Annotated in this window: 36 protein-coding genes, 1 tRNA gene and 1 pseudogene; 6 read left to right on the top strand and 32 right to left on the bottom strand. The window is 33.5% G+C overall.

The features are described from left to right. Nucleotides 1-60: 60 nt before the first annotated feature. The 22 genes and pseudogenes from KA894_RS04720 to KA894_RS04615 form a co-directional block, all read right to left on the bottom strand. Nucleotides 61-282, bottom strand: a complete 222-nt coding sequence (locus KA894_RS04720) for a hypothetical protein (protein ID WP_210133759.1) — start codon at nucleotides 280-282, stop codon at nucleotides 61-63. After that, entirely contained in the window at nucleotides 272-415 is a 144-nt protein-coding gene (locus KA894_RS04715) for a hypothetical protein (protein WP_210133758.1), read from the bottom strand. The genes KA894_RS04720 and KA894_RS04715 overlap by 11 nt, the downstream gene beginning before the upstream one ends. Continuing rightward, the gene (locus KA894_RS04710) at nucleotides 405-683 is read right to left on the bottom strand and encodes a hypothetical protein (protein ID WP_210133757.1); all 279 of its coding nucleotides are present in this window, start codon (nucleotides 681-683) and stop codon (nucleotides 405-407) included. The genes KA894_RS04715 and KA894_RS04710 overlap by 11 nt, the downstream gene beginning before the upstream one ends. Next, a complete protein-coding gene (locus tag KA894_RS04705) occupies nucleotides 684-1,055 on the bottom strand; it encodes a hypothetical protein (RefSeq protein WP_210133756.1) in 372 nt (123 codons plus the stop codon). 12 nt (nucleotides 1,056-1,067) lie between these two features. After that, a complete protein-coding gene (locus KA894_RS04700; RefSeq protein ID WP_210133755.1) occupies nucleotides 1,068-1,259 on the bottom strand; it encodes a hypothetical protein in 192 nt (63 codons plus the stop codon). Nucleotides 1,260-1,351: 92 nt separating this feature from the next. Then, entirely contained in the window at nucleotides 1,352-1,735 is a 384-nt protein-coding gene (locus KA894_RS04695; RefSeq protein WP_210133754.1) for a hypothetical protein, read from the bottom strand. Next, nucleotides 1,732-1,929: a hypothetical protein gene (locus tag KA894_RS04690; protein ID WP_210133753.1), complete on the bottom strand. Its 198-nt coding sequence runs from the start codon at nucleotides 1,927-1,929 to the stop codon at nucleotides 1,732-1,734. The genes KA894_RS04695 and KA894_RS04690 overlap by 4 nt, the downstream gene beginning before the upstream one ends. After that, nucleotides 1,926-2,231: a DUF1140 family protein gene (locus KA894_RS04685; protein ID WP_210133752.1), complete on the bottom strand. Its 306-nt coding sequence runs from the start codon at nucleotides 2,229-2,231 to the stop codon at nucleotides 1,926-1,928. Before KA894_RS04685 ends, KA894_RS04690 begins: the two co-directional genes overlap by 4 nt. Beyond that, nucleotides 2,232-2,450, bottom strand: a pseudogene (locus KA894_RS14675) (DUF3310 domain-containing protein); the annotation flags it as partial. A gap of 429 nt (nucleotides 2,451-2,879) precedes the next feature. Beyond that, a complete protein-coding gene (locus KA894_RS04675; protein WP_210133751.1) occupies nucleotides 2,880-3,230 on the bottom strand; it encodes an SA1788 family PVL leukocidin-associated protein in 351 nt (116 codons plus the stop codon). Nucleotide 3,231: 1 nt separating this feature from the next. After that, on the bottom strand, nucleotides 3,232-3,420 hold the full coding sequence (locus KA894_RS04670; RefSeq protein WP_192943052.1) for a hypothetical protein: 189 nt from the start codon (nucleotides 3,418-3,420) through the stop codon (nucleotides 3,232-3,234). Next, nucleotides 3,413-3,826, bottom strand: a complete 414-nt coding sequence (locus KA894_RS04665; RefSeq protein ID WP_210133750.1) for a RusA family crossover junction endodeoxyribonuclease — start codon at nucleotides 3,824-3,826, stop codon at nucleotides 3,413-3,415. Before KA894_RS04665 ends, KA894_RS04670 begins: the two co-directional genes overlap by 8 nt. A gap of 10 nt (nucleotides 3,827-3,836) precedes the next feature. Next, nucleotides 3,837-4,073: a DUF3269 family protein gene (locus tag KA894_RS04660; RefSeq protein WP_210133749.1), complete on the bottom strand. Its 237-nt coding sequence runs from the start codon at nucleotides 4,071-4,073 to the stop codon at nucleotides 3,837-3,839. After that, nucleotides 4,064-4,270 carry a hypothetical protein gene (locus tag KA894_RS04655; protein ID WP_210133748.1) on the bottom strand — a complete coding sequence of 69 codons (207 nt, stop codon included), beginning with the start codon at nucleotides 4,268-4,270 and terminating at the stop codon, nucleotides 4,064-4,066. Before KA894_RS04655 ends, KA894_RS04660 begins: the two co-directional genes overlap by 10 nt. Beyond that, on the bottom strand, nucleotides 4,267-5,517 hold the full coding sequence (locus KA894_RS04650; RefSeq protein WP_210133747.1) for a DnaB helicase C-terminal domain-containing protein: 1,251 nt from the start codon (nucleotides 5,515-5,517) through the stop codon (nucleotides 4,267-4,269). Before KA894_RS04650 ends, KA894_RS04655 begins: the two co-directional genes overlap by 4 nt. Further along, on the bottom strand, nucleotides 5,510-5,866 hold the full coding sequence (locus KA894_RS04645) for a hypothetical protein (protein ID WP_210133746.1): 357 nt from the start codon (nucleotides 5,864-5,866) through the stop codon (nucleotides 5,510-5,512). Before KA894_RS04645 ends, KA894_RS04650 begins: the two co-directional genes overlap by 8 nt. Before the next feature lie 4 nt (nucleotides 5,867-5,870). Next, nucleotides 5,871-6,650 carry a phage replisome organizer N-terminal domain-containing protein gene (locus KA894_RS04640; RefSeq protein WP_210133745.1) on the bottom strand — a complete coding sequence of 260 codons (780 nt, stop codon included), beginning with the start codon at nucleotides 6,648-6,650 and terminating at the stop codon, nucleotides 5,871-5,873. Next, complete coding sequence (locus KA894_RS04635) at nucleotides 6,650-6,982, bottom strand: hypothetical protein (RefSeq protein ID WP_210133744.1); 333 nt, start codon at nucleotides 6,980-6,982, stop codon at nucleotides 6,650-6,652. Before KA894_RS04635 ends, KA894_RS04640 begins: the two co-directional genes overlap by 1 nt. 15 nt (nucleotides 6,983-6,997) lie before the next feature. Beyond that, nucleotides 6,998-7,378, bottom strand: a complete 381-nt coding sequence (locus KA894_RS04630; protein WP_210133743.1) for a single-stranded DNA-binding protein — start codon at nucleotides 7,376-7,378, stop codon at nucleotides 6,998-7,000. Further along, nucleotides 7,378-7,995, bottom strand: coding sequence for a Sak single strand annealing protein (locus KA894_RS04625; RefSeq protein WP_210133742.1), 618 nt, complete (start codon nucleotides 7,993-7,995; stop codon nucleotides 7,378-7,380). The genes KA894_RS04630 and KA894_RS04625 overlap by 1 nt, the downstream gene beginning before the upstream one ends. Continuing rightward, the gene (locus KA894_RS04620; RefSeq protein ID WP_096810590.1) at nucleotides 7,988-8,242 is read right to left on the bottom strand and encodes a DUF2483 family protein; all 255 of its coding nucleotides are present in this window, start codon (nucleotides 8,240-8,242) and stop codon (nucleotides 7,988-7,990) included. The genes KA894_RS04625 and KA894_RS04620 overlap by 8 nt, the downstream gene beginning before the upstream one ends. Before the next feature lie 254 nt (nucleotides 8,243-8,496). After that, nucleotides 8,497-8,706 (bottom strand): hypothetical protein, encoded by a 210-nt coding sequence (locus KA894_RS04615; RefSeq protein ID WP_210133741.1) that lies wholly within the window; start codon nucleotides 8,704-8,706, stop codon nucleotides 8,497-8,499. A 64-nt stretch (nucleotides 8,707-8,770) separates the two neighbouring features. Here KA894_RS04615 and KA894_RS04610 point away from each other — a divergent pair, with 64 nt between their 5' ends. Together KA894_RS04610 and KA894_RS04605 are read left to right on the top strand one after the other, a co-directional pair. Continuing rightward, nucleotides 8,771-9,052, top strand: a complete 282-nt coding sequence (locus tag KA894_RS04610; RefSeq protein ID WP_119649746.1) for a hypothetical protein — start codon at nucleotides 8,771-8,773, stop codon at nucleotides 9,050-9,052. 211 nt (nucleotides 9,053-9,263) lie between these two features. Then, on the top strand, nucleotides 9,264-9,497 hold the full coding sequence (locus tag KA894_RS04605; protein ID WP_115342281.1) for a hypothetical protein: 234 nt from the start codon (nucleotides 9,264-9,266) through the stop codon (nucleotides 9,495-9,497). A gap of 119 nt (nucleotides 9,498-9,616) precedes the next feature. Here KA894_RS04605 and KA894_RS04600 read toward each other — a convergent pair whose 3' ends face one another. Together KA894_RS04600 and KA894_RS04595 are read right to left on the bottom strand one after the other, a co-directional pair. Beyond that, a complete protein-coding gene (locus KA894_RS04600; RefSeq protein ID WP_210133740.1) occupies nucleotides 9,617-10,354 on the bottom strand; it encodes a phage antirepressor KilAC domain-containing protein in 738 nt (245 codons plus the stop codon). An 18-nt stretch (nucleotides 10,355-10,372) separates the two neighbouring features. Then, on the bottom strand, nucleotides 10,373-10,603 hold the full coding sequence (locus tag KA894_RS04595) for a helix-turn-helix transcriptional regulator (protein ID WP_107549498.1): 231 nt from the start codon (nucleotides 10,601-10,603) through the stop codon (nucleotides 10,373-10,375). A 166-nt stretch (nucleotides 10,604-10,769) separates the two neighbouring features. Between KA894_RS04595 and KA894_RS04590 the strand changes: the two genes are divergently transcribed. The 4 genes from KA894_RS04590 to KA894_RS04575 are packed head-to-tail and all read left to right on the top strand — an operon-like array spanning nucleotide 10,770 to nucleotide 13,524. Then, the gene (locus KA894_RS04590) at nucleotides 10,770-11,102 is read left to right on the top strand and encodes a helix-turn-helix transcriptional regulator (RefSeq protein WP_115342283.1); all 333 of its coding nucleotides are present in this window, start codon (nucleotides 10,770-10,772) and stop codon (nucleotides 11,100-11,102) included. Between the two features lie 11 nt (nucleotides 11,103-11,113). Further along, entirely contained in the window at nucleotides 11,114-11,578 is a 465-nt protein-coding gene (locus KA894_RS04585; RefSeq protein ID WP_210133739.1) for an ImmA/IrrE family metallo-endopeptidase, read from the top strand. A gap of 47 nt (nucleotides 11,579-11,625) precedes the next feature. Beyond that, entirely contained in the window at nucleotides 11,626-12,417 is a 792-nt protein-coding gene (locus KA894_RS04580) for a hypothetical protein (protein WP_210133738.1), read from the top strand. Between the two features lie 60 nt (nucleotides 12,418-12,477). Continuing rightward, complete coding sequence (locus KA894_RS04575) at nucleotides 12,478-13,524, top strand: tyrosine-type recombinase/integrase (RefSeq protein ID WP_210133737.1); 1,047 nt, start codon at nucleotides 12,478-12,480, stop codon at nucleotides 13,522-13,524. Nucleotides 13,525-13,576: 52 nt separating this feature from the next. On the opposite strand, the gene KA894_RS04570 is transcribed toward KA894_RS04575, so the two are convergent. From KA894_RS04570 to uvrC, 8 genes are all read right to left on the bottom strand, one after another. Next, nucleotides 13,577-13,650, bottom strand: a tRNA-Arg gene (locus KA894_RS04570). 239 nt (nucleotides 13,651-13,889) lie between these two features. Further along, nucleotides 13,890-14,399, bottom strand: a complete 510-nt coding sequence (locus KA894_RS04565; RefSeq protein WP_096810353.1) for a metallophosphoesterase family protein — start codon at nucleotides 14,397-14,399, stop codon at nucleotides 13,890-13,892. Continuing rightward, nucleotides 14,399-14,980, bottom strand: coding sequence for an XTP/dITP diphosphatase (locus tag KA894_RS04560; RefSeq protein ID WP_096810354.1), 582 nt, complete (start codon nucleotides 14,978-14,980; stop codon nucleotides 14,399-14,401). The genes KA894_RS04565 and KA894_RS04560 overlap by 1 nt, the downstream gene beginning before the upstream one ends. Nucleotides 14,981-14,997: 17 nt before the next feature. Beyond that, on the bottom strand, nucleotides 14,998-15,792 hold the full coding sequence (gene racE / locus KA894_RS04555) for a glutamate racemase (RefSeq protein ID WP_096810355.1): 795 nt from the start codon (nucleotides 15,790-15,792) through the stop codon (nucleotides 14,998-15,000). A 261-nt stretch (nucleotides 15,793-16,053) separates the two neighbouring features. After that, nucleotides 16,054-16,866, bottom strand: coding sequence for a succinate dehydrogenase iron-sulfur subunit (gene sdhB, locus KA894_RS04550; RefSeq protein ID WP_096810356.1), 813 nt, complete (start codon nucleotides 16,864-16,866; stop codon nucleotides 16,054-16,056). 2 nt (nucleotides 16,867-16,868) lie between these two features. Then, on the bottom strand, nucleotides 16,869-18,632 hold the full coding sequence (sdhA, locus tag KA894_RS04545; RefSeq protein WP_096810357.1) for a succinate dehydrogenase flavoprotein subunit: 1,764 nt from the start codon (nucleotides 18,630-18,632) through the stop codon (nucleotides 16,869-16,871). Nucleotides 18,633-18,672: 40 nt separating this feature from the next. After that, nucleotides 18,673-19,284, bottom strand: a complete 612-nt coding sequence (locus tag KA894_RS04540; protein WP_096810358.1) for a succinate dehydrogenase cytochrome b558 subunit — start codon at nucleotides 19,282-19,284, stop codon at nucleotides 18,673-18,675. A 337-nt stretch (nucleotides 19,285-19,621) separates the two neighbouring features. Further along, nucleotides 19,622-21,406: an excinuclease ABC subunit UvrC gene (gene uvrC / locus KA894_RS04535; RefSeq protein WP_096810359.1), complete on the bottom strand. Its 1,785-nt coding sequence runs from the start codon at nucleotides 21,404-21,406 to the stop codon at nucleotides 19,622-19,624. Nucleotides 21,407-21,550 lie beyond the last annotated feature (144 nt).

The raw sequence follows: 21,550 nt of genomic DNA, 5'->3' as shown, positions 1-21,550 counted from the left end.
TACCGTGTTCGCAAGTAGTTCGTTATATGTTTTTAAATCTATAGTTACTGTGTTAATCATTTATTTGTCCCCCAAATCGCTTAGTAAGTTGCTAAATTCGTTTGTGCCATCTAGTTTGTCCATGTCTTCTAATACTGGAGCTAAACTAATTTGTGCGCCCTCTAAAATCTTATGAAATCCCATATTCTTATTTATGCATTTCTGCCCTTCATAGTTTGCGTAAGATTCCAACATTTCTGCCTTTATCTTCTGCCATACCTCTTTATACTCTCTATCTTTCATCGTCTACACCTTCTCCTTTTACCGCTTTCTCATACGCCTCATTACTAAGTGGTATCGCTTGTATACTACTGTCTTTTGTTATCTGTAATTCAGTGGCCGGTTGTGTAACTGTTAATTCAATTTCACCTTTCATCGTCTGCACGCTCCAAATGTTCTTGTATAATATCGTCAATGTAGTTGTACGCCTTATATTGTCCGACATCTTGTTCACTTTGAATCAAGTATTTTTCTTCTTCCTCTTTTAATTTTTCGATTATAAATTCTTTTATCTCCTCAAACGCCTTTGCTTTTTGATAGACTTCTTGTAGTTCTTTAATTCGTTCGTTTAATTCACCCATTGAACTTTCATTATCTACTGTAAAAACAATTTGCTTATTGCTTTCCTCATACTCATACGCCATCTACTTAACCCCCAATTTATTTAGCTCACTTCGGTAATACATATAAACATCGCTGCCAGGATGAATAGCTAGTTTATAGTTAATGAGATTGTTAAATTCTTTAAGTAATTTTATATACTGCTCATTCTCCCGTTCCAACCTCTTAATTGTGTCTCGTTCATGCTTGACGATATGTTCTAATTCACAACTATATTTATAAAACCATTCTTTCTCACATTCATTCTCCCGCTCCAACCGTTTGTTATTCGCACGCAAGACGATTAAATCATCTACACAGTGCTGATACGCTTTTTTATATTGGTCACATTGCTTTTTCACTTTCTTCAACCTTGCATCCATAACACCAACATGAAATTTCGTTTCTGAATTCATAATTAACACTCCTTATTGATTAGGTAATCCATAACTCATACATTCGTTGTACAATTCATCTTCTGCAATCGCTTTTTTAAGTTCATTTATGACTATACTTATTTCGTTATGGCTCATATTTCTAATTTCTTTTTCTGTGTAATCTTCTGCACCATATTGTTCTTGTAATGATTGGACATACTTTACTTGTTTATCTGTAGCCACTAGCCATCACTCCTCTACTCACCTTTAGTCATGATCATAAAAAATATAATGAATATGATAATCACAGTCCCACTTGCTACTATGTCTATCATTTACTCCACCAGCTTTCCTCTATCGCAAATTTTTACAAGGTCGTTATCAATCAAAGTAAAGAATGTGAGGTCATCTCGTCCTATAACCATTGATGCAGTTTTAATTGTAAAGTTATTGCAACGATGGACGTCTTTTGCGTCAGTCAGTACATATAAATAATCTAAATGTGTATCTTCCGTAATTTCTTCCTCGACTTCGACTGTGAAAAGGTCGTTTTTAGAAACACGCCAGTCTGATGTAAACTCTCCTTTATCATTAATGCTAATAGAAACTACATAACCTTTTTTATCAAGTCCTCTAAATGTTACGTTTCTCACACCGTTATCCCACGCCCACTCAATCAACTGTGGTAAGTTCATAGTTTTCTTAGTTTTGATTTTCATCTTCTCAACCCCTCCATCGCTTTCCTGTTATGTTCCTTATCTTCTGGCAACACTGCCATGACAATGCTGTGTGCATTTACGGATATCAAAAATCCTTTAACTCCATAATCTTTTAGTAGCTTTGCCATTTCGACAGTATTTCTGCCTTTAGTATCAAGTTTGTATTTAGTTTTAATAGTGTCGGATAGTATCATGATAATTTATACTTCTCCATCACAATGTCATACTTCTCAACAAACTTATATCTGTCTTGATGCAACTTATCACTCCATTGTGTTAGCTCATCCATAAATTTAAGTTGTTTCATGTAATCGTTAAACTCAAATTGTGACTGTTCCATACTGCTTATTGCTTTCCAGTATCTACTTGTACCAACTTCTGCCTCATAACTTGTGTTACTATATTTCAAGAATTGTTTATATGTTCTATCGGCTCTTTGAAATAATGATTTAACAATCAAGTCAGAATTTTTTAGTAGTATGTCGTTAGGTGTCATTTACTTCACATCCCAATTCTCAAATGCTCTTTCGATATACCATCTAGCCTTGTCCACATCTTCTTTACCATTCTTATGTGGACTACGTGCTAAGTATTTAATTGCATTTCCAATGTGATAAGCTACGTTAGCGTTGTAGTGTTTGGTTACCTGTTCTATAAAATCGATTGTTTCTATATCACCGTAGTTATAATGTGGTGGGTGATTAACTGTATCTTCGGATTTTATTTCCATACCAACACTTATATTTAATTCACCACGCTTACGTTGTTGTACGTCGTTGGATTGATGTTTTCTAATTTCTTCACTAACATAATCAACTAAATTTGAATTAGAGTTTTCTAACAATTCATCTGGTACTTTTATTTCGTGGCCATCATAAAGTTCTAAATTCTTGTTTTCATTCCACTTAACCGATGTTTTACTCATACGCTCCGTCTTATCTTCTATCTGCTTACTCCACAACTCAAAATCATTGAAGTCTGTGATTTCATATCTGTGTTTAGGTAGCGATTCGATAATTGCATAATTACCTTTATCATCAATCTCAACCACTTTACCTATCACACGTATACCACCGCTATATTTACTTGCACCTAAATCATTCACAACAACGTATTTACCAATTTTTAAATCACTGATGTTCATCTAACGCACCGCCTTGGGAAAAATACTTGTTTCCATTAAATACTGGCACCACTTACCTCTGTTATGGTTCTGTGGTGTTCCGTCATACAACCAAGGACGTTCTTCTCTTTGCTTTTCGTCTCTATAATTCAAAGTTGCTTCCGTGTTATCTTCTTCATATTGTTTTGCATAGTTGATGTATACTAGATCTTGTCTGTTAATTCCCTTAGGTACTTGGCAAGCTTCTTCTATAGACCAATTGTTTTGTAATCTGTTACGAATTAACTTATCCGTAATATCTAATTTCTCTGTCATTTCATAGTTTTCACCTTTAATCTCGTATGTCGCATCGTGTATTTTAATTGTTTTCATATTAATAACCCCTATCTATAATTTTTACGTCGTCAAACTCTAATGGCTTTGCGTCCATGTAATCTTCTTTTAATGTCCACATCTGATCGTGTATCTTATCAGCAGCAGTATTATCGTCGTCGTCGTGATTTACATACACTTTCTTCTCAACGTAGACTTTGTATCGAATAGTCGCCGTTTCTTCATTCATCTAGATCACCTTCTACTTTTTCAATGTGAATAATGACTCTCGGTTCAAAGGAATAAGTTTTTATGCCTCTTGCATCAGCAATGATATTGTCATCAACCCATAAGTGATTATTACCAGCATCAAGTATTGTTTTAATTAAATTATCTACATCTGGTTTGGTTGTTTTATATTTACCTGCCATTGTTTGTTGTTTTTTCTTACTCCAACTTTTCAACATTGGAAAGTGAAACTCTATGAGTATTATCAGTGGTTCATCTAGCAGAAGTTTCGGCATTTGTTTTTGCAACTCTTTCTTATGCTTCATATAATCACTAGACATGTATGTTTGTACAAACTTCCCTGCATTTCTAAATCTCGGTCTAGGTGATGCCATAGGAGCATCTACCGTTAATTCTATGCGTTTCATTCATTCACTCCTAGAGGTCAAATATATTCATTTGGCTGTCAAGTTCTTGCTCGTAGTACAGATTGTGTACTCCCTTAAAGTGCATTAACTCGTCATCAGTCATATTTTTTTCTGCACCTTCAAAGTAAGCACCAGTTAAATTGCCTACGTTATTCACATTAGGAGCTAATGGGATAACTGAAAGTACTTTTTCGTCATTTTCTCGGTACAAATAATATTTATTTTTATATCCTTCAACTAATCCCATCTATCAGACCACTCCATTTCCTTGTAGATAATTTCCTTCTTATCCTCGTACTCGTCAAACGGCGTTATGCGCCCATTCATAAGCAATCTTTCAGTTGCCCAACCTAACTCTAATAAATTAGCTTGAATGAGCGTATCGCCTTTGTATGTGTCTCTGTAAAGGTGTCCTAGTAGTTGTTGAAATTCTTCTATAATCATCCGTAAAACCTCTGTGATTTTTTATAAAATTCCAGTTCTGCAGTACCAGTTTCCCCATCTTTATTTTTAGCAATAATAAATTCGATATCGGATTTGCCTGAATCATTTTTTTGTAACTCTTTATCGTAATAATCTTCTCTATATAAGAAGAAAATCATATTCGCATCTTGCTCTATGCCACCAGCTTCTCTTAGATCACTCATCATTGGCCTTTTATCATTACGTGATTCAACGCCACGGCTTAGCTGAGACAATGCTATAATTACGCATCCAGTTTCTTTTGCTATAATTTTCAAATCACGGGATATTTTTTCCACTTCTAATCGTCTATCTCGTTGTGGAACATCTGATTCCATCAATGTTAAATAGTCTATAAAGATTACATGAGGCTTATCTGATGGTTTCATCGCAATTTCTCTGACATGTTGTGGTGTCATTTGCGCTTGGTCCTCTATACGTAAATTGCTATGTCGCTTAATTTTATTAATTGCACCCATAACCAACGATGTTTCATCATCACTCATGCCATCAGCTTGCTTAATTTTATGAAGTGGTATATTAGTAATGCTTGATACCAAACGTTCAACTATATTGTTGCCACCTGTTTCTAAACTAAAGAAAGTTGTTGGGTAATCTTCTAAGGTGATGTTCCATAACATATTTAAAGCAAGCGCTGTTTTACCAAGACTCGGCCTAGCACCTAATACATTTAATTGGCCACTTTCAAATCCCATTATTTTATTGTCTATTGCAGCGAAACCTGTCTTAATGAATTCTTTTGGCTTATCTGAAAGTATATGATCCATAACTTCCATCAAATAGTTATCAGTTGGATTCTCTTTATCAATAGTCATGCTATCTAATTGTTGAAGTTGTTCGATTAGATGTTTAAAATTAGTGCGATTTGGCATTGATTGATATTCTGATGATTCTTTAGCAGCTTGTTCAATAACATAGGACTCTAATAAATTCATTTGGTCCTGCATAAAAAACATCTTATCCGTGCCTTTTGAGTTATAAATTTCACCAAGTCTTTTAGTAGTTATGAAATTTTTATCTTCACGACTTTTGTAATAGATTTGATTAACATCTACTTTTCCTGCATCCATAATGTATTGAATGAATCCTTGTATTTTATCGTCGCTAAACATTTGTGGCTTGAGCTTTAATTTACCTATCAGATCTGGATTGCGCATAAGATTCGAAACGATGGCTTCTTCTGTCGAAAGTACATTTATTTTAGTCATCTTCACTCATCCATTCTTGTTTCATTTGCTCCCACTGTCGCTTTAGTTTTTCACGATTCTTAGCGTACTCAGGATCATGCTTCATTCTATACTCATGCGTTTCTTCAGTAGGTATTGTGATGTCACTTGTTTGTTTAGGTTTGCTATCCATAACTTCAGCGATTGCAGGTTTAAATTTATTTTCACGGATGTACTTCTTGGTTTTATATAACGACTTTTCATAGTCTGCATATTGGGTTAGTTGCTCTACCCACAACTTTGTTTTTAAATCATCGTTAGAGAAGTTCATATTGAATGCAGAATCAACTAGATTAATTATCGTGACTGCTTCCTTTTTAGTCATACTCATTCATCTACTCCTCCCCGTTCATTAATCTATCTAAATAACTATCGCCTTTTTTATTAGTTACGACTGTTTTGTTTAGGTAACTTTCAAATTTAGTACCGAATAATGTTTCTGGTCTCAGATACATTTCCATCTTTTCGCTGCCTTTCCATTCTGTAACCATATTGTCTATTACTTTTAAGAAGTCATCTTCATTAAAACCTTCATTAAATCTCGCTTTGATGAGTCCTTGTGTTTTATTAGTAGTGTGCTTATATTTTTTATCTGCTTGTTCATTTAGATGATTAATAATATTTTTGTAAGGAAGAGAAGGAGACTTATCTTCTTCTCTATTCTTTTCTTCTTCTAATTCTTCTTCTGTTGCGTGACTGTCACGTGACTTCACGTGATTATTTTCTAATAATTTCTGTTTTTCTCTTTGTTTCTGTTTACGTAATCTGTTTTGTTCTCTGATTTTCTCAAGTCCTTCGATGTTTTGGTGTTTTTCCCAGTTAGCAACTTTAAGAATTCCATCATCATATTCAATCATGCCTAACATAGTGAAAGTTTGAAGCGCTAACCTTACTGTGTTAAGTGATCTGTTGAATTCGTTAGCCAACATTTCTTCGTTATACGGAAGGTTTTTTGACAACATGATGTAGCCTTGCTCATTGTGTTTACCAGCTAAAGTTAACAACTTAACCCAAATCGTTATGATTGTATCTCTTTCAGGTAAACCCTCTATATATTTGATTTTGCTATCATCGAACATGCCGACCTTTAACTTTATCCATGATACTTCACTCACTAGTAATCACTTCCAATAAACCAATCAATAAAAACTGTAACCACTCTATCGCCTTTATGGTTGGCAGTTATAACGTATACTGGAGAATTATCTTCAAGAAGTGCTTCAGACCAACCAACTTTTACTACAAAATGATTTGCTCTTATCCCACAAAATCTACTGTCGTTGCGTTCTACCATAAAGATATCTTGTGCATGAAAAGTATTTAGAATATCAAGATCAATTCCGTGTAAATTTTTTAAGTTATCTATTTCATGGTTATCTATAATGACGAAATCTTTATTATCATAAAGTTTCTGCAAGTAATCTTCTGATTTTTGACGAATGTTCAAGATTATTCCTCCTTTTTAAAACGGTAATTCTGGCTCAATGTCTTTTGTCCCATTAGCAAAAACATTATCTTGTTTACTTTGATTATTTGATGATTTAGTATCTAAGAATTCCACTCTATTAGCATTGAATACTACTCGTTCACGATTATTACCTTCTTTATCAGTGAATGTATTTTGTTTAGCTGAACCTTCAATTAGTACTTTTGAACCTTTGCCGCAGTGTTCTACTAACAAGTCTGCTGTTTTGTTCCATGCTTCAATATGAAAGAAGCTTGTGTCATCACGTTTGAATGGATTATCTACTGCCAACGAGAAGTGTGTGACTTTTTTCTGTCCTACTTCTTTAATTTCTAAATCTTTAGTTATACGTCCTGTGAATATAATTGAGTTTGTCATTATTTATCATCCTTTTTGTTATAATATTTAATTCCGTTGTCTAATCTAACTAGAGATTCTTCAGCGTCTTGAGCAGAAATCTTATCTGGTATTTGCAATTTCTTTTTTAATTGCGATTCACTTATATTCATCAATGGTGCAAGTTGTTTTACTTTGTCATTGATTGAGTTGATTTCATCATCTGATGCAGATTCAAATGGAATTTCAGGTGCATCTTCTCCGTGATATAAGTAAAGTCCAATTCCTAACAACGCTGCACACTTAACAAATGCACGTTTATAAGTTTTATTAATTTGGAACATGTCAGCTTGTTTATATGGTACTGACTTATTTTTAAAATCTAATACTGGCAACGTCTCAGTCTTAGTTAATCCTTTTAATGTGATTGATACCGTTACACTATATCCCTCTGGACTTGCTAAGTACGGTACGAAATACTGTTCGTTAGCTACGTCTGGATGTGGGTATTCATGTATCTTCATTTCATAGTTAGGGTCAATTTTCATAAGCTCTTGATGCGCATATGACCAAGCTAGATAAGATAAACCTTGTTTCTTTTCAACATGATCATTTACATTTAAAGCATTCAATTTATTAAATAGTGTTTGTTCATTCATTTACTTCAACCCTCTCACTTCTTTGTATTCTTATATGAGTTGATTCATATATAATTTTGTCGTGTAGTGACCAGTCGATTTCTAACACTTCGAAATCTTCTTCGAAAAATTTACGTGCTGTTTCTTCTTCGTCTGTATACTCAACTTTGGGCGCTCGTTCAGTTGGACGATTGTTTACATAATGATCTACATTCTTGTGAACGATTCTGCAATATTCTTTTCTAGACATTGATTTTTCCTTCGCCATTTGACGAAACACCTCTATTCCGTGTATATTTAAGTTATAAATTTCTTAAATAACTTACTTTGACTGTTAGCAATTACCGTTGCTTTCAGTCTTTTTTATTGTGTTAAGGAACCAGTCCCAGCACATGTAAGATACATAACTTAGTAATACCGATAATGTAATGCCGAGGAAAAACTCTTGTACTGTCAAAGCTACTATTAACGTGATGACTGGCATTGTTAGTATTGTTAAAAACATCCTCATGCTATCCCTCCTTATAAATTAGTTTCTTTAATGAAAATGTTTTGTTCTATAAAATCAATTGCTGGTCTAACTTTGATGTAACGTTTGTTACCTCTTCCGAACCGGTACATACAAGCTGCTTGAAATTCTTTGTTAGGATAAACTTTTTCTTCTAGATCATCTCTAGAAATACCACTGATTTTTACAAACTCTTTTGCATCTGCAAATCCGATATATTCCATCTTTACCGGCTCCTTTCTGGTATAATTGATTTATCGCTACTGCGATAGTGGGTGGTGAAAAATTATGATGAAACCTTATATGCTAACCTATGATTTAAATTCACCTGGACAAAAATATGAAGAATTAAGAAACGTTATAAAAGAAGAAATTTCTAATGGTTATTGTAATTATTGGAAATCTTCATTTTTATTCCGTTCTGCTTTAACGCCTTCAGAAATGTTAGATAAATTAAAACCTTATCTCGATTCAGGTGATAAATTGTTTTTTGCAGAAATAACAGATAACCATCAAGGGTGGCTAACCAAAAGTCAATGGGATTTTATTAATCAAAATATCTTTGACTAGAATTTGCTCATTGAAGGCTTTGATAAATCGGATAATCCATTCGAATCTTCGGGAATAAATCGTTTATTCTTATTAACACTCTTAATCTCTTCCGCCAAGATGACGATTAGGAGTGTTATTTTTAATGCTTGTTTTAGGTTCATTCCGTTTCCTCCTGTTATCAGTTTTTATATGTTATAGTTTAATAACTCCCTAAGAAAGGAGAGTTGCTATGATTTCAAGTAAAATATATGAGCAATTACAATCAAGCGATGTCGGACATTTAGAGTTTTTCTTTAGTGATAATCAATCAGTTATAATTAAAGACATTCTTTTTTCTGAATCTGATGACCAATTCATTCACGTAACAGAACCTAATGAACTAGTAATAAATTTAAATAATGTTCTGTATTATGAGATACATGAACAAACTAACCACAACCACCATTATCACGCCTCTGAATAAATTTAATTGTTAAACCACTGATTTTCACTATTCAATAGCTCGGACTATCAAGTTCTAACTTGGTGGTCTTATAGCTATATTTTTTATTGTGTCTCGATTATTACTCACTGCGCTTCCTCCTACTCTGATAAAAACTTATTAATGAAGTATTGCTGACCTTTGCCAGTGATTTTTGTTGTTCTTGTGATTTGGCTTGAACCATCTGGATTGTTAATTGTGCGTTTCTTAATATCCATGATTTCTAAGTCTGCGCTGCGTTGTGTAGGTAAATTGTAGTTCTCACCTTTTTGTTTGATGAGATAGCCGTTTTCTCTCATCCACTCGAACAATCTGTTTTGACCAATATCTACTCCATTTTGTTTAAGTAGTTTGGCTAACTCTCCTACTAAAATCGAACTTTGACTGCCAACTACAGAATCTGCGAACAATACTTTAGGTTTGTCTTTTTCAATTTGTGCTTCTAATTGTAATTTCGTATCATTAGCTATTTTCAAAGCACGTTGCATTATCATTTCTGGACTGTTCCATGCTTTCTCTACTTGAATAAAATATTGTCGTGCTCGTTTACCTGGATCACTTCTTTGAATCATTGCAATTTCTTTAGCAGTATCTAATGTTAGTGCGTGATCAGTTATATTTTGATATCCACCTCGGGTAAGACAATTTTGGGTCACCCTTGTATAATCGATATTTTCTTCAAAACCATATTCAGTCATTCTACTGAACCACTTTTTATATTCTGTTTTAATCTCTAGTGCTTCATGTAATTCACGACCACTAATTGCAATTTCGCCATTTTCTTTTTCTTGAATATTGAACATTTGTGATATGTTCGGTTTGTTTTGTAAATCCTGCATTTAAGCTCCTCCTATATTTTATTTCGGTTTTTCCGAATCGAATTCTAAAAAAATATTAGCGACTTTAATATCTAAAGCATCCGCTAATTTTTTCACTGTCTTAAAGTTAGCATTTTGTATATTGTTAACATCTTTTTCGAACAAATATATTGTTCTTTCGTTAACACCAGACTTTGCCGCTAAAGCAACTTTAGTGTAACCTTTAAGACCGCGCCATTCTTTTAAAGTTAGAACGGTATTTTCATTCATTTTTTTCACCCCTTTCGAAAAGGTTAACCACATTGTATCATTACGGTTTTTCCGAAGTCAAGCATTATATTTCATTTTTGCCGAAAAAATATTTCGGTTTTCCTGTTGTAAATATCCGACAATAATGTATAATATAGGTACAAACTAATTTTAGGAGGTAACATAAATGTTTAGCCAAAATTTAAAATACTTAAGAAATAAACATAATATGGAACAAATTGATCTAGCACATAAACTAGGAAGAAAAAGCGCATCTAGTATTAGTGAATGGGAAAAAGGCAAATATACTCCTAAAATGCAAACGTTAGTTGAAATAGCTTCTATATTCAATGTCAATATAGATGATTTAATGGGCGAAGACTTATCTTCTGATAAAGAATCAAAACCAAAAAACTCTTTCGAAACGATTGCTGCACATTTAGATGGCGATTTAACAGAAGAAGAATGGCAAGAAATATTAGATTATGCAGAATATGTTAAAAGCAAGCGTAATAAATAAGGGGTGTTTTCATGGGGAGTTATGAAAAATTATTAGCACAATATGATGATGAAATCATTATAGAAGAAACTAATTTAAAAAAAGGCCTTGCAGGCCTGTATTTAGGTGAAGTTATACTTATTGAAAAACGCTTAAATTCTGTAAACAAACTTGAAACTTTATATGAGGAAATAGCACATCATCTAATTACATATGGAGATATTCGAGATCAATCAAAAATGTTAAATCGTAAATTTGAATTAAAAGCAAGACGTTTAGGTTCAGAATTAGCGATTTCCTTAGATGACATAATTAATGCTTTTCATCACGGCGTACAAAATTTATACGAAATGTCACAATATTTAGATATTTCTGAGGAATATGTTTTGAATGCTTTGAATCATTATAAAATGAAATTTGGGTTGATGGTATATCATCATGGATATGTAATTAAGTTTGAACCACTACAAGTGTTCGAGCATCATAATTGGGAATAGCAACGTTTGTTGTTTAATATATAAAATATAATTAAGGAGAAGGTAGAATGGCAAAGAAGGAAACACTTACGTTTAAGGAAACTATGGTGGAAGGGGATTATTTAAGAACACTAACAAAAGATCAGAAAAAAGAGTACAAGAAAAAACCAGTGGAAGAAAAAAGAAAAATTATACATGAGTTTAATCCACAGAAGTTTGAACCGTCTGATAATGAAGATAACAAAATTATCGGTTGGATTAAAAAACACAAAATTTGGAGTGGGATTATAATATTAATACTTATTGGTGGCATCGGGAACATTTTTACTGATTCCGAAAACACAGAATCAGAAGATCCTAAAAAGGAAACTGCTACCAAACAAGAGAAGAAAGAAAATAAACAAGATACTAAAAAAGAAAAAGATACTAACAAGAAAGAAGAAACTAAAAAACCTCTGACAGATGAAGAAAAGCTAAATAAGGAGTTGAAAAAAGAAGTACATTCTGCAGATGTTAAAAATGTTGATTTTGGCGTAGGTGAGTCTGATGTAACCATTGAATTGAAAGGCAAAGAAAATTTATCTGAAAAAATGACCTCAAGAGGGTTTAGAATGGGAACATCTGAAGCGTTATATGCGCTAAAGAAATCTAAAATTGATGTAAATAGTGCAGATATATACGTATATTATCCTCTGAATGATGGAATGAAAGATGAAGAAAAAATGGTTATGAGTAGTAGATGGGATAAAGATACTATTAATGAAATGAATAAAGACGCGCTAACTACTCTACCAGACGCAATTGAAACACAAGCTGAAAGCAGTTTTATGCATCCTGTAATGCGTAAAAGTGAAAAATAATTTTATGGGCAGTCACCCCTGCCCTATATATTTTTATCTTTTTTAGGAGGAATGAAGAATATGGCAACATTTACAGTAACAAAACGTAAAAATAAAACGTCTACTACGTGGCAATACGATGTAAAAGACCCAAGTTTTAAGTCGGGTAAGAAACGTAAATCAGGTTTTAAAACGAAAGCAGAAGCTACATTAGCAGCACAACAACTTATCAGAGATTTAGAAGATGGAAATAAAATAGAAGATAATAAGAAGTTTGAAGATTATTATAGAGATTGGTTAATAGCTAATGGCAAAAACACGTTGTCTGAAAAACAACAATATTGGTATGAACATGCGCTTAATTTGTTTCTAAAACATTTTGGAGAAAACGTACTGATCAAAAATATAACAAGAAATGAATATCAAAAATTTATTTCAGAATACTCGATTGATAGAACATCAGAAACAGTTAGAAAAGTACATCTGTATATATCTAGTTGCATTAAAGATGCAATTTATGATGGATATATAAAAAAGGACCCGACTTACAAAGTAACTTATAAAGGAACTAAAGCGCCTAAAAAAGAAAGTGTGAAATTCCTAACGATATTCCAATACGAACAATTAAGAAAACACTTTAAATTAAAAAGTGATAAAAGTACATTGATGTTATATATACTTTTGATAACTGGTGCTAGATTTTCAGAAGTTAATAGAATGACATATAATGATTTATATTATAAACCAGGTTTAATCCATTTACCTGGTACAAAAACAGAAAACGCTGACAGAGAAATAGAAGTATCTGACGCAGATTTAGCACATATTAAAAAAAGCATTGCTAATCATCCGTTAAGAACAGACAGAAAGTTATTCAGTTTATCTCACACAGCAGTTTCTAAAGTGTTTAATAAAGCCAAAGATAGATTTAATATAGACGATGAAATAACACCTTACTCATTAAGACATACACATGCTAGTTACTTAATTAGTAAAGGGATTTCTATTGAATATATTAGCAAAAGATTAGGACACGCGAGTATATCAATTACGCTAGATGTTTATACACATTTACTTGATGAACATAAAAAAGAGCAGGGCCAACGTGTCAGAGAAATATTCTCTTGACACATATTTGACACCTGCACACTTGAAACGTTGTCATAACAACGGGTTATAGTGTCCTGGGAGGGATTCGAACCCCCGACCGATGGCTTAGAAGGCCATTGCTCTATCCAACTGAGCTACCAGGACATCATTCTTTTGAACACAAGAATTATTATATCTAACTTATGCCAATAAAGCAATACTCTGGCCATTAAAAATAAATATGATTTTTCACTATTGTAAACTTTTTATCATATTATTGCCATTTTATTTTTTATCAAATTATTTTTCGAAAACGCGTCATTAAACTTTCAAATACAGAAACAAGGAAGCGTTACTAAAATGAAAGATGTCACCATTTTATAAGCACACTCCCTCTTATCTAATTAAATTGTAAAATTTTCGCTATTAATAATTTTATGGTCTCGATTGCGGAAATTTAACGTTGCAGATTGATTTGTTTCATCAATTAACAATTCTGCATAAGTTTCTTCTATATCGCTTCGAGATTGTGAAATGCTTCCAGGATTTATAACATGCACGCCGCTAATGACTTCATGTTTAGCTACATGTGTATGGCCATAAAATGCAAATTGGCAATCTGAAGCTTTTGCTTGTTGGGCTATATTCATTCTTGTGCGATTAACACTGTATAAATGGCCGTGCGTTAAAAATGCTTTTATTCCACGTATATCAATAGTTTGTTCATTTGGAAATTCTGGATAAAAATCAGTGTTTCCTTTTACTTTATAGAAATGACTCAATTCACTATCGTCATATGCAAGTTCAGAATCTCCTAAATGTATTGCAACATCTATATCATCATGCTGATTAATGACATTGAATAAAATACCTTGTTCTGTATGATTATCACTAACAATTACCCATTTCGTCATTATTGATCACCTTCTAGATATTGTTGTAGTTGTTCTATTGCTCTCCCTCTATGACTAATTGCACCTTTTTCTTCAGCTGTTAATTGTGCCATCGTTTTATTTTTATCTTCAACATAAAAGACTGGATCATAACCAAAACCATATTCACCAATTTTGTCTAAAGTAATTTCACCTTGTACTGTCCCTTTAAATTGAACCGTTTCTTCGCCAGGCGCACTCATACTAATGACACAAACAAACTGCGCGCTGCGATCAGTTTCATCGCCTAATTTAGTTAATAATTTTTCAATATTGGCATTATCATCTTTGGCTTCACCTGCATATCGTGCTGAATAAATGCCAGGTTCGCCATTTAAAGCAAAAACTTGTAAACCACTGTCATCAGCGATTACACGTTTATTCAACGCTTTAGCAGCAGCTTCAGATTTTAATTTTGCATTTGCTTCAAAGGTATCGCCTGTTTCTTCAACATCAAAACCTTCAATAATTTCTGAAATGCCTATGACGTTATATTCAGGAAAAATAACTCTAAAATCATTTATTTTCCCTTTATTATTTGATGCAATAACAATATCTTCCATTTTGTTTTCTCCTCACTTTAAACTTCGATTTTTTCAACTGTTGTTTTCATATTTAACCATTCTTCAATAATACGTTCGATATGTTCAGTTTCTCCGGTAGCAAAAAATCTATGTTTAGGTTGGCTTTTATAGCCAGCATGTTCATTGCTAAAGGTTAATAATGCGCTTACTTCTCTAGCAGTTTCTAAACCTGAAGAAATAACAATTTTTTCTCCCCCAAAATAATCGTTTATTGGTTGATACAACAATGGGTAATGTGTGCAGCCTAAAATAACAGTATCTGCTTTACTATTTCTCCATTGTTTTAATGTTTGATGAATCACTATGCTAGTAATTGTCGGATCTTTATACCTCATTTGTTCAACAAGAGGCACAAAACCTGGACAAGCTACGCCTGACACTTCTACATTCGGATTTATCTTCTTAATATGGTGTCTATAAGCCTCCGATTTAATAGTACCTTCTGTTCCTAAAATTAAAACATTTTGATTTTTAGTAGTCATAATTGCTGTTCTAGCGCCTGGCTCAATGACGCCAATAACAGGTATAGCAAATAAGCTCTGCAGATGTTTCAAAGCTACTGCTGTTGCGGTATTACACGCAATAACTAACATTTTAATATCAAAAGCCATTAGTTTTTCAGCTAATTCAGTTGTGAATTGTCTAACTTCTGAACCTTCTCTAGGTCCATAGGGACATCGTTTAATATCTCCTAAATAGTAGATTGTTTCATTTGGCAATTGGCGCATAATTTCTTTTGCTACTGTTAAGCCACCAACGCCAGAGTCAATGACTCCAATTGGTTTCTCCATATTTTGTTCATCCTTACATGTTTACTTGTCTTTTATTGTAGCACAGCCACGTTTTCAAAATCATTTTACAAGACCTAAAATATAATAAATATATCGCTTAAAAACATAATAAATAGCTATGTTTCAGAATAAATGAGCCATTAGATAAAGCAGTTTTTAAACACTTGAATAACCACTTTTTCACACAGACACCCACTACCACAATATAGAAAAGCCTGAGATATTTATATCCCAGACTCTTTGTTAATTTATAATATTTAATTAATTTACTTGATGATCTGAACCAAAGAATGATTTAAACATGTGGAAAGAAGTTTCTCTGTTTAATGCTGCTATAGATGTCGTTAGTGGAATACCTTTTGGACATGCATTAACACAGTTTTGAGAGTTACCACATTCTTGTAAGCCACCTACGCCCATCAACGCATTTAAACGCTCGTCCTTAGTCATTGAGCCTGTTGGGTGTAAGTTAAATAATCTAACTTGTGAAATGGCTTGTGCGCCTATAAAATCATTATCTCTTGTAACGTTTGGACAAACTTCTAAACACACACCACACGTCATACATTTTGATAACTCATATGCAGTTTGTCGTTTTTTCTCAGGCATACGTGGTCCAGGACCAAGGTCATACGTACCGTCAATCGGCACCCATGCTTTCATACGTTTCAAGTTATCAAACATTCTACTACGATCAACTTGCAAGTCACGGATAACTGGGAAGGTGCTCATTGGCTCTAATTTAATTGGTTGTTCTAATTGGTCAATGATTGCCGTACAAGATTGTCTTGATTTACCATTGATAACCATCGAACAAGCGCCACAGACTTCTTCTAAACAGTTCATATCCCAAATGACAGGTGTTGTTTTTTCACCCTTGCTATTAATTGGGTTACGTCTAATTTCCATTAAACAAGCGATGACATTTAAATTCTCTTTATAAGGTATTTCAAATTCTTCCTCATAAGGATTTGATTCTGCGTCATCTTGACGTTTAATAATTAATTTAATCGTTTTTTGGCTTTGTTGTTCGTCTTGTGCTTGCGCTTCATTTACTTCTTTAGTATCTGCCATAATTATTTACCTCCTTTAGCACTACTTGTATAGTCACGTTTACGAGGTGGGATTAAACTTACATCGACTGGTTCGTATGTAAATTTAGGCGCTTCTGTTTTTCCTTGATATGATGCTAAAGTTGTTTTCAACCATTCTTCGTCGTTTCTCTCAGGGAATTCTGGTTTGTAATGTGCCCCACGAGACTCATTTCGGTTATAAGCACCGATTGTGATAACACGTGCTAGAACTAACATATTCCATAATTGACGTGTGAAGAATACTGCTTGGTTACTCCATGTTTGCGTATCTTCAATGTCAATATTTTGATAGCGCTCCATCAATTCTACGATTTTCTTGTCTGTTTCTAATAGTGATTTATTTTCTCGTACAACCGTTACATTTGCTGTCATTACTTCACCAAGTTCTCTATGAAGTTTATACGCGTTTTCTGTACCGTTCATTTTTAATAGATTATCGAATTTTTCTTGCTCTTCTTTGACACGTTTTTCATAAATGCTATCATCTAAATCTGTATAAGAATTTTCAATATTTGAGATATATTTGATCGCGTTCGGTCCTGCAACTGTACCGCCATAGATTGCCGATAACAATGAGTTAGCACCTAAACGATTACCGCCGTGTTGTGAAAAATCACATTCACCAGCTGCAAATAAGCCTTTAATATTCGTCATTTGGTCATAGTCTACGTATAGGCCACCCATTGAATAGTGTACCGCTGGGAAGATTTTCATTGGTACTTTACGTGGATCATCACCAGTGAATTTTTCATAAATTTCAATGATACCACCTAATTTTACATCTAATTCATGTGGGTCTTTATGTGAAAGGTCTAGATATACCATGTTTTCACCGTTAATACCTAGTTTTTGGTTTACACATACATCAAAGATTTCACGCGTTGCAATATCACGCGGTACTAAGTTACCGTAATCCGGGTATTTTTCTTCTAAGAAATACCATGGTTTACCATCCTTATATGTCCAAATTCGACCACCTTCACCACGGGCAGATTCACTCATTAATCGTAATTTATCGTCTCCAGGGATAGCTGTTGGATGAATTTGAATGAATTCTCCATTCGCATACATCGCTCCTTGTTGGTATACGATTGAAGCTGCAGAGCCTGTATTAATCATTGAATTCGTTGTTTTACCAAAAATAATGCCAGGGCCACCAGTTGCCATGATAACCGCATCTGATCCAAAAGATTGAATTTCTGCGCTAGTCATATCTTGTGCTACAATCCCTCTAGCCATGTTGTCATCATCTTTGACAATGCCTAAGAATTCCCAACCTTCATATTTTGTTACTAAACCATCTACTTCGAAACTACGAACTTGTTCATCTAGGGCATACATTAATTGTTGTCCAGTTGTCGCTCCAGCATAAGCTGTTCTATGATACATCGTACCACCAAAACGTCGGAAATCTAAAAGTCCTTCACTTGTTCTATTAAACATTACGCCCATACGGTCCAGTAAATGAATAATTTTAGGCGCTTCTTCTGCCATTGCTTTTACGGGTGGTTGGTTAGCTAAGAAATCGCCACCATAAACTGTGTCATCAAAGTGGACCGCAGGTGAGTCACCTTCACCTTTCGTATTTACCGCTCCGTTTATGCCGCCTTGGGCACATACAGAGTGTGAACGTTTAACAGGAACTAATGAGAACAAGTCTACATGAGCGCCTTGTTCCGCTGCTTTAATTGTTGCCATCAGACCGGCAAGTCCTCCACCGACAACAATAATTTTTTTCTCTGCCATAAATAGTCACTCCCCTAAATATATCTGAAACATTTTTAAATTATACGAACGCAAGAATAGCACTTAATCCAATATATGAAACTACGATAAATACAATAAGTGATACCCATGTAAAAATTTGTTGTGATCTTTTTGATTGTAAAACGCCCCAAGTTACTAAGAACGACCATAAGCCATTAGCAAAGTGGAATGTTACAGCTAGTAAACAGATGATATAGAAAATTAACCAACCTGTATTTGATACAATGTCATGTACCATATCAAAATTCACTTCATCACCTAATGCACGTTGAATACGTGTTTGCCACAAATGAATCGCAACAAAAACAAACGTAATAACACCTGTGACACGCTGTAATAAGAACATCCAATTTCTAAATTGGGAATAATGTCCTACGTTTTCCTTTGCCGTAAAGGCAATATGTACACCATATACCGCATGATAAAAAATTGGAATATAAATAAAGATAAACTCCAATGCAATCAAAAATGGCAGTGATTCCATAAATCCAGCTGCTTTGTTAAACGCCTCAACACCTTTCGTTGCTTGGTGGTTAACGAGCAAATGGATTAATAAGAATCCGCCTATCGGTATCACGCCTAGTAAAGAATGTAAGCGTCTTAAATAGAATTGATTTTTCGAGTATGCCAAAAGGAAGTCCCCCCTGTGAAACAATTAATTTTTTGGTATCTTTCATTAAAGTAAAGAAGCGATGACACTTATCAACTAAAACTAAGCTACAACATTTTATAATATCGCTTTATATTTATAGCAATGTAAAGTGCAACATACTTTTGTTAAACATTGAAGTATTACCCCTAGTTGGTTTTGACAGTTGTTTAACAACTTAGATTTAAGTGATAATTTTTCTCAATTAGAAAACGCTTCCATATACTTTTAAAAAAAGAATCCCTGTTATTTGCTATTGTAACACTAATTAGTAAGATTTTGGGCATGAGAATGATTCTCATCCCCTAATCTTTTTTTCTTACTTGTTGTATAACGCCTGATGAAGATTCTCAGCAACATTTTGAGGTAACCCCGCTGATTTTAATTCTTCAACGCTTGCTTCTTTCATTTTCTTGATTGAACCGAAAGTACGCAATAATTTTGTTTTTCTTTTAGAACCGATACCGTCTACAGTATCCAATACTGATTGTAAACCTGTCTTCTGACGTGTTTGTCTGTGAAATGTAATTGCGAATCTATGAACTTCATCTTGAATTCTTTGTAATAAGTAAAAAGCTTGGCTATTCTTTTTCAGAGGAACCACTTCCGCACTTTCCCCGTATAAAATTTCTGATGTTTGATGCTTATCATTTTTACGTAAGCCAGCTACTGGAATGTCTAGTCCTAATTCATTTTCAAGTACATCAATGACGCCGGTCATGTGACCTTTACCACCATCTACAATAATTAAATCAGGTAAAGGTGAGCCTTCATTCAGCACCCGCGTATAACGTCTTCTCACAACTTCTCTCATAGATTTATAATCATCTGGACCATCTACTGTTTTAATCTTATATTTGCGGTAGCCTTTTTTATTAGGTTTGCCATCAATAAATGAAACCATGGCTGAAACAGGGTGCACGCCTTGAATATTTGAATTATCAAAAGCTTCAATTCGTATGGGCGTCTGTATACCCATGCAATCTCCCAACTCTTCAATCGCTTTAACTGTACGTGACTCATCTTTAGCAATTAATTCGAATTTATTATCTAATGTCACTTCTGCATTATGATTGGCTAAGTCTATCAATTCTTTTTTCTTACCTTTAATTGGCTGCACAATTTTAGTGTCGACCACTGATTGAATAATTTCTTTATTTAAATTTTTAGGGATATGCACTTCTTTAGGTAATATATGTTGGTTCAAGTCATAAAATTGACCTATAAAGGTATAAAATTCTTCTTCTTCTGTTTGTTGCAAAGGAATCATTGTAGCGTCTCGTTTAATCATGTTTCCTTGCCTAATGAAGAACACTTGAACACACATCCAGCCTTTTGAAACAGTGTAACCAAAAACATCTCTAATAGTATTATCAGAAGTTGTAATTTTTTGTTTTTTAGTTAAATTATGAATGTGTTGAATCAAATCTCTATATTCTTTCGCTCTTTCAAAATCTAGTGCTTCACTTGCTTCGCCCATTTTTTGTTCTAAATTATTCAGTATAGTCTTATCTTCTCCATTTAAAAAATCAGAAATTTCTTTTGTCATTTCAGCGTATTTATTTAAATCTACTGGATAGACACACGGCCCTAAGCACTGCCCAATATGGTAATATAAGCACAATTTATCTGGCATTTTATCACATTTCCTAAATGGATAAATTCTATCGAGTAGTTTTTTCGTTTCTTGAGCCGAATACGCATTAGGGTACGGTCCAAAATATTTTCCAGTCCCCTTTTTTACCGTGCGTGTCACAAGAAGCCGAGGATATTTTTCTTTTGTAATTTTGATAAAGGGATAACTTTTATCGTCTTTTAATAAAATGTTATACCTAGGTTGATATTGTTTAATCAAGTTAAGTTCTAACAATAAAGATTCAGTCTCACTTGATGTTACAATAAATTCAAAATTTCTAATTTCTGAAACGAGCCTTGTTGTTTTAGCATCATGTGCACCAGTAAAATAAGACCTTAATCTGTTTCTTAACTTTTTTGCCTTACCTACATATATAATTTGATCATTGCGATCTTTCATTAAATAACAGCCTGGTTCAGTAGGTACTACAGTCAATTTTTGCTTAATATCTTCTTGATATGCTTCCATTTCATTTTCCTCCTTTCTATCAAATTTCTATATTCTTTATTGAAAAGTAAATGTATATATATAAACTTACACTGAAAATAAGTTATACTTCATTTTTATCCTTCTTTGTAAGATTAAAATGCTAATTGTTATTATAAAACATTA

Origin of the sequence: Staphylococcus sp. GDY8P131P, from assembly GCF_017891975.1 — a bacterium.
In the GTDB taxonomy this organism is placed as follows: Bacteria; Bacillota; Bacilli; order Staphylococcales; family Staphylococcaceae; genus Staphylococcus; species Staphylococcus nepalensis.
Note: the sequence above shows the minus strand (reverse complement) of the source record. Positions and strands in the feature narration are given on the sequence as shown.